General features: G+C 36.6%; 5 protein-coding genes. 2 read left to right on the top strand and 3 right to left on the bottom strand.

The annotated features are described in order from the left end of the window. Both ABFC98_07130 and meaB read left to right on the top strand, forming a co-directional pair. Window positions 1-1,133 (top strand): methylmalonyl-CoA mutase family protein (locus ABFC98_07130; GenBank protein MEN6445799.1); only part of this gene is annotated, 1,133 nt, incomplete at its 5' end. Further along, window positions 1,126-2,220, top strand: a complete 1,095-nt coding sequence (meaB, locus tag ABFC98_07125) for a methylmalonyl Co-A mutase-associated GTPase MeaB (protein MEN6445798.1) — start codon at window positions 1,126-1,128, stop codon at window positions 2,218-2,220. The genes ABFC98_07130 and meaB, both read left to right, overlap by 8 nt. Before the next feature lie 28 nt (window positions 2,221-2,248). On the opposite strand, the gene ABFC98_07120 is transcribed toward meaB, so the two are convergent. The 3 genes from ABFC98_07120 to ABFC98_07110 all read right to left on the bottom strand — a co-directional run bounded on the left by ABFC98_07120 (window position 2,249) and on the right by ABFC98_07110 (window position 7,564). After that, window positions 2,249-4,159: a SpoIIE family protein phosphatase gene (locus ABFC98_07120; protein ID MEN6445797.1), complete on the bottom strand. Its 1,911-nt coding sequence runs from the start codon at window positions 4,157-4,159 to the stop codon at window positions 2,249-2,251. Continuing rightward, a complete protein-coding gene (locus ABFC98_07115) occupies window positions 4,149-5,207 on the bottom strand; it encodes an ABC transporter substrate-binding protein (protein ID MEN6445796.1) in 1,059 nt (352 codons plus the stop codon). Before ABFC98_07115 ends, ABFC98_07120 begins: the two co-directional genes overlap by 11 nt. A gap of 755 nt (window positions 5,208-5,962) precedes the next feature. Further along, window positions 5,963-7,564: a CTP synthase gene (locus ABFC98_07110; GenBank protein MEN6445795.1), complete on the bottom strand. Its 1,602-nt coding sequence runs from the start codon at window positions 7,562-7,564 to the stop codon at window positions 5,963-5,965. Between the last annotated feature and the right edge of the window lie 6 nt (window positions 7,565-7,570).

The raw sequence follows: 7,570 nt of genomic DNA, 5'->3' as shown, positions 1-7,570 counted from the left end.
GAACTTGCATTGAAGCATTAGCCGCAACAATGGGTCACACTCAATCTTTGCATACCAATTCTTTAGATGAGGCAATTGCTCTTCCAACCGATTTCTCAGCCAGAATAGCCAGAAATACACAGCTTTATTTGCAAAATGAAACTGGTATATGTAGAGTGATAGATCCATGGGCTGGCTCTTACTATGTGGAATATTTAACGGATGCGTTGATGAAAAGCTCTTGGAATCATATTGTAGAAGTAGAAAATTTGGGTGGAATGGCAAAAGCGATAGAAACGGGACTTCCTAAAATGCGTATCGAAGAAGCGGCAGCCAGAAGGCAAGCCAAAATTGATTCTGGAGCAGATATTATAGTAGGGGTTAATAAATATCCACCCGAAACAGAAATTCCCATCGAAATTTTGGAAGTTGATAATTCTGCCGTGAGAGCTACTCAAATTGAACGACTGAATAGTTTACGCAAAAATCGTAATCAAACCGATGTTGAAAATGCTTTGGAAGCAATTACCAAATGTGCTGAAACAGGAGTAGGAAATTTATTGGAACTGGCAATTGACGCAGCCAGGAAAAGAGCTTCTTTGGGTGAAATTTCGTATGCTATGGAAAAGGTTTTCGGTCGTCACCAAGAAGCCGTTCGTTTAATAAATAATGTTTACAGCAGTGAGTATGTAAAAATGGATGAAATTGAACAAGTCCGAGTTTTAACCGATCAATTTGCCGAAAGGGAAGGTCGCAGACCCAGAATTTTAGTTGCCAAAATGGGTCAGGATGGACATGATCGAGGAGCCAAAGTTGTTGCTACTGCCTATGCGGATATGGGTTTTGATGTGGATATGGGTCCATTATTTCAAACCCCGGAAGAAACAGCCCGTCAAGCAGTGGAAAATGATGTTCATATAATTGGTATGAGTTCTTTAGCTGGAGGGCATAAGACCCTTTTGCCCAAACTTATGGAAGAATTGAAAAAATATGGCAGGGAAGATATAATGGTAACTGTGGGTGGAGTTATTCCTCCTCAGGATTACGAATTTCTATATCAAAACGGTGCTTCCTTTATATTTGGTCCAGGAACAAAATTGCCTGAATCCGCTAAAAAGATTATGGAGAAGCTTTTAGCGCATTTGAATGAATAACAAACGCAAACCAGAATGGACTCCTGCCAATAGTGGTAAAGAATTTACCAGCAGTATCATAGAAGGAAAAAAGACAGTTCATCCTCCTATTGCTCATTTAGTTAAAGAGAAACACTATAATCTGGATGCGCTGGTTAACGGAGTTTTAAAATCCGATAGAACATTACTTGCCAAAGCAATTACTTTAATCGAGAGTAATGCCGAAAAACATTTTGAAATGGGGCAGGAGTTAATCAAAGAACTTCTGCCTTTTTCTGGAAAGTCCATTCGGATTGGCATAACAGGAATTCCGGGCGTAGGAAAGAGCACCTTTATAGAAAATTTTGGCTTATATTTAATTGAGAAAGGTCACAAAGTTGCCGTTTTAGCTATTGATCCCAGCTCCACTCTCAGCAAAGGAAGTATTTTAGGTGATAAAACCAGAATGGAAATATTATCTCAAAATATTAGCAGTTTTATTCGTCCTTCTCCCAGTGCAGGCATTTTGGGAGGGGTGGCAAGAAAGACAAGAGAAACGATAATTCTTTGTGAAGCAGCTGGTTATGACATAATTTTAATCGAGACCGTAGGAGTTGGACAATCGGAAATCACGGTTCGTTCAATGGTAGATTTTTTCCTACTTATGCAAATTGCAGGAGCGGGAGATGAACTTCAGGGCATTAAGAGAGGAATTATAGAACTTGCAGATCTTATTGTATTTAACAAAGCAGATGGAGATAATATACCAAGAACGGAACTTGCCAAACAGGAACTTCAGAATGTATTACATTATATCCGAAACGCCACCCAAGATTGGCAAACTAAAGTTCTTGCTTGTTCTGCCATAAATAAAACCGGTTTAGCGAGTATCTGGGAAAATATCTCTGCTTTCCAAGAACTTACTCAAAAAAATGGATATTTTGCTAAACGCAGAAGAGAACAAAATATTGAATGGTTTCACAATCTAATAGATGAATCAGTTCTGCATAATTTCTATCGTAAAGAAAAAGTAAAAAGTTTAGTTACTCAGCTGAAAGATGAAGTCGCCAATGGAAATATACCAGTCGCTTTGGCAGTAAAAATGATTTTAGAAGCAGGGGCAGAATAACTAAATAATACAAAATCGATAACATTTTTCAAGCACGCCAATAATCAATTACCAGAATGGTTATATCATCTCTGACGGCAGCATTTTTAGCGAAGTTATGAACTTTTTGGATAATTTGCGTAGCAGTTTGTTCAGGACTGTCGGTTGATAGTTCTCTGATTATTTTTACTACGCCTTTAATACCCAAGAAGTCCTCTGCTTCATCCATAGTTTCCGTAATGCCATCCGTAAACAGAATCAGTTCATCACCTTTATCTAACATCAAATTGGAAGAGCCAATTTGCATATTTTCAAACACGCCCAAGGGGGTAGAATGTGTTTCAGAATATATTTTATAGCGATTACCCTTCTTTTTGATAATCAAAGGAGTATGTCCCGCATTAGAAAATTCCAGTTCTCCTTTTTCCAAATCAATAATTCCCAAAAGTGCCGTTACAAAATTGGAAACAGACGATTGTTTGCATAAAAAGTTATTCAAATTTTGTAATATTTCACTGGCAGTGTAATGATAAGTGGATATTGTCCTCAGATAAGTGGATACCATAGTCATTGTCATTGCAGCTACAATACCTTTACCAGCCACATCAGCGATTACAAACAAGAATTGGGATTCATCCACCGGAAAGAAATCATATAAATCACCTCCAATAACACCGGCAGGTTCCAAAATTCCATAACAGCTAATTGCTTTAATGTCATAAGGATGCTCTGTATTTTCAGGAATCAATTTTTGCTGAATTTTAGAAGCTATCTGAACTTCCGCTAAAATACGATTTTTTTCCTCAATGGTAATCTCCAGATTTTTGATATATACTTTCAGGGATTCTTGCATCGCGGAAAAGGACTGAATCAAGTGATCTATTTCATAGCTATTTCCGCTAAGAGGAAGCTGAGCATCAAAATCTCCCTGTCCAATTTTGGAAGCAATATCGGCAAAGTAACGAATTGGTTTGGAAACATTAAAAGTTCGGTAGTAAACGACTAAGGAAATTGTAATAAAAATAACTAACGAAAATAGCGTTTGGATAATCAGCAATAGATTAAGGTCTTTAACCACATCTTTGTGTGCTATCACTATGCCCAAAGACCAATTATTTGTTAATAAGGGCGTATAATAAAGCCAGGAATCGCCCAAAATATTATCACCCTGTAAATGAACGAAATCCGTCTCACCTTTTATCATATTTTCACCGATTTGTCTTAATTGGCTATCATTGGCTGCTTCCGCCAAACTGAAAATACTTTCATTAAATGTCAATGAATCAGCAGGATGAGTGATAATTGTGCCGACGCTGGAAATAAGAAAGGCATAACCACTTCTTTCTAATTTTAGAGGAGAGACGATTCTTTGCAAATCTGAAAGTTTTGTATCCATCCGCATTATACCAACACATTTTCCTTGTGCAAAAAGAGGAACGCAATAAGATATAACAATTTGCTTTGTAGAATTAGCATCATACCAGGGCTCAGTCCAATATTTGCTTTTCAGTTCATAAGGAATTTGAAACCAATCCAAATATTGATAATCTTCCAATTTCAACTCTTTAAATCCCGGTTGATTTCGATTTTGATATATAGTTCGAGAATTGCCATTTAAATAATATTCAGGAGCATAAGCAATTGTAACTGATTCCAAAGTATTGAATTCATAAATCAAATCATACAGAAAAGTATCCAATTTTTTCCTGTCAAAGTAATCAGCATGATATAAGGATATGATTATGTGAGAGATATCTACAACTTTTGTAAAGCGACTTTCTATTTCAGAAACTGTTTCATGTGCCAGATGGCTAATTGATTCTCGCGAATTTTCCATCATAATTTCTGAAAAAAGAAACCTGGTTATGCCAATATATACGGAAAATATGATAATCAGGAAGAAAAAGATAAAAACGATTATCTGATAAGCAAGACCGGGTTGTTCGCGTTTATTTTCCATTAGGGTAAAAACTCTTGTAGGTCTGATTTGTGGTCGGCATATTTTGCTCGATCAGTATTTTTTTGGCTTTTTCAAAATCACTTTCTTGCAGAACGCCAATTTTGTCTTTGGGCGCAAGAAAATCATTGCTCAATTCTTTTAACATCCATAGCTGATGGGGCTTATTGGCAGGTAAATGATTTTCATTCATTATTTCTAAAACTGTGTTTATGGTCTCTTCTTGGTGACTAAAAGCATATAACCAGCCGTTAATCGTTGCTACAGCAAAATTACGACATTCTTGTGGATGTTTTTCATAAAATGCGCGAGTAGTATATAATCCATTGTCTGCAAGGTTAAATTGCGTTTCATCCAGAGAAACGGTAAACAAATCTTGAGGGTTAATTCCTGCTTGTAGCATTAAGTGATATTCATTATACCGCATGACATTTATAACATCTAAGCCGTCTTTTAAAAAGAGATTTATCGAGGTATCCAAATCTACTATATCCATTTTCAGATTGTGATTTAGCAAAAAAAGGGACGCCAGCAACCGTTCATCCGTTTTCCACAGTCCTATCCTTTTTCCATTAAAATCAGCTAAGGAATTTATCCCCCGGGATTTCTTTCCTACCAACATCAAAGATGTTTTCTGCATTAGTTGTGCCAGATTGACCAAATTGCCGTTTTCTGCATCTCTTTTTACGGCAGTCAATAATGACATTTGGACAATATCACTCTCTCCCTTTTGCAATAAATCATATACAGAATAATTAGGACCACCGGGTTGAATTATTACATTCAGACCTTTATCTTGATAAAAACCCATTTTGCGCGCCATATATATACCGGCAAATTGTGTTTGGGCTGTCCAGACAGGACGATAACGAATAGTAAATGAAGGAGCTGATTTATTTTTTGCCTCCGTATCTTCAGAGGTTATATTTTTTTGTATTCGTTCTTCGCTTTTGCACCCAGAAAAATATATACTGACTATAAGCAAGCCAACTATCAAATAATAAAACCGCTTACACTTCATAAAATACAATTTATCCCCTAATACTGGCATATCTTAAAAGAACTAATTTGCCTTCATTTCCTAAGCTGATGAACCTTAAAAACATACTTACTTTCTTCATTTGTAAAACTCATTGCCTTTTGGTAACCTCATTTAATTTCATCTGCATTAACATCCTATATCTAAAGTAATTAAAACAAAAATATACCATCTCTGCCAAATTAAACGGATAGAACTAAAACTATATCTAAACTCTCTACCTTGATAGAATTAGCAATATTCATTCTACCTGATCTGTCTTTCCTAACTCCCAAATTTTACTTACCTTTTTATCCTTTTAGTATTGTTCTTTTCCTGTCAAATAAAAATGAGCAATTTGCTACTCACATTTTGTAGAAATAATTCCACAATGGCGCTATTTTGGCCTTTTCCCTCCATAAAAAGATTGTAATCTATTATTTATCATACAGATATATAAAGATGTCATTTGGTTGTTGCCCTGCATCTTCTTGCCCATATCGGCAGTTGTTTCTTAAGTGATAGATATACGGAAGATTATCTTACAATCCTGTAACACTGCCCTAACGATTCAGTTATCTCGTTACTGAATCGTTACAGAATTGTTACTGCAACATAAGATGGCAAAGTAAGCAATGAGTGATGGGCTAAAGAACTCTACAAGTGGCAATTGTTGACCAGTTATTAGGCATCTTTACATTAAGTGCCATTAGTGACTGATTTCCTCGTAAGATAAGGGCAAAACAAAATACAGGCAAAATCAAGATTCTGCCTGTATATTAAACACTTTATGCTAAATTTGTCTTTGCGGCTGCTTTAACAAATTGTTTGAATAGAGGATGTGGATTAACCGGTCTGCTCTTAAATTCAGGATGAAATTGCACTCCCACAAAGAAATCCAAATTTGGATATTCTACAATTTCCACTAAAAGTTCATCCGGAGATAAACCGCTTATTTTCAGCCCTGCCTGTTGAATAACATCCCGATAATCATTATTAAATTCAAAACGATGCCTATGTCTTTCATTGATGGTGTCTGTCTGATATGCTTCATAGACCTTGCTGCCTTTAACTAAATTGCAGCTATAAGATCCCAAACGCATAGACCCACCAATTTTTTCAAGATAGAGTTGATCTTCCATTAGATGGATTACGGGTGCGGGAGTTAATTCATCAAATTCAGTGCTGTTAGCGTTTTGTAAATGGCATAAATTGCGGGCACATTCGATTACGGCGATGTGCATTCCCAAACAAATACCCAGATAGGGAATATTATGTTCACGGGCATATTTGGCAAAGGCAATTTTCCCTTCAATGCCTCTAACGCCAAAACCTCCGGGAACTAAAATACCTTGAACTCCGGAAATAAGTTTGCTAATTTCCTCTTCCTGAAAAACACGCTCACTATCAATCCAAAGAATTTCCACCTTTTTCTGTAGGGATATTCCTGCATGAGAAAGAGCTTCTACGATACTTTTATAGGCATCTTGGTGCTGAACATATTTTCCACAAACGGCAATAGTCACTTTCTCTTGGGCATTTTCACGATTATGCAAAAATTGTAGCCATTCATTCATCACGATTTGTTTTTGCTCCAATCCAAAATGCCGACAGATAATTTCCGTTAAATGCGCTTTATAGAAGTTTAAGGGTATTTTATACACACAATCAACATCTATGGCATTAATTACATTTTCTCTTGGCACATTGGTGAACAAGGCAATTTTGTTATAGATATCCTCTTCAAACAATTTCTCACTTCTGCAAAGTAAAATGTCCGGTTGAATACCTATTTCGCGTAACTTATAGGCACTATGCTGAGTTGGTTTGGTTTTTAGTTCTCCCGCCGATTTAATGAAGGGGACATAAGTTAAGAGAATGAACAGCGTATTTTCATAGCCAAGATCCAGCCGTAACTGACGAACCGCTTCCAAAAAAGGTAAACTTTCAATGTCACCTACGGTTCCACCAATTTCAGTTATTATGATGTCATAATTTTTTGCCTGGCGTTGGATGCGGCTTTTAATTTCGTTAGTTATATGAGGAATAACCTGAACTGTTTTTCCTAAATAAATACCTTTGCGTTCATTGTCGATCACGGTTTCATAAATTTGTCCCGCAGAATTGCTGGAGTAGCGAGTAAGTGCTTCATCCACAAAACGTTCATAATGGCCTAAATCAAGGTCAGTTTCCGCTCCGTCGTCGGTTACAAATACCTCTCCATGCTGAAAAGGACTCATTGTCCCCGGGTCAACATTTAAATAAGGATCAAATTTTTGCAGAACAACTTTATACCCCATTGACTTTAGTAAAAGGCCTGTGGAAGCGGTGGCAATGCCTTTTCCCAAGGAAGAAAGCACGCCACCCATAACAAATATATATTTTGCCATTCAGTT

The sequence above is a fragment of the Candidatus Cloacimonas sp. genome (genome assembly GCA_039680785.1).
Lineage (GTDB): Bacteria > Cloacimonadota > Cloacimonadia > Cloacimonadales > Cloacimonadaceae > Cloacimonas.
The sequence above is the reverse complement of the archived record's forward strand: the minus strand, read 5'-3'. Positions and strand labels throughout refer to the sequence as shown.

What these genes read in the sequence shown, in the direction of transcription:
- meaB (MEN6445798.1), top strand. Translation starts at nt 1,126, where the DNA reads ATGAATAACAAACGCAAACCAGAATGGACTCCTGCCAATAGTGGTAAA.
- ABFC98_07120 (MEN6445797.1), bottom strand. Translation starts at nt 4,159, where the DNA reads ATGGAAAATAAACGCGAACAACCCGGTCTTGCTTATCAGATAATCGTT.
- ABFC98_07115 (MEN6445796.1), bottom strand. Translation starts at nt 5,207, where the DNA reads ATGCCAGTATTAGGGGATAAATTGTATTTTATGAAGTGTAAGCGGTTT.
- ABFC98_07110 (MEN6445795.1), bottom strand. Translation starts at nt 7,564, where the DNA reads ATGGCAAAATATATATTTGTTATGGGTGGCGTGCTTTCTTCCTTGGGA.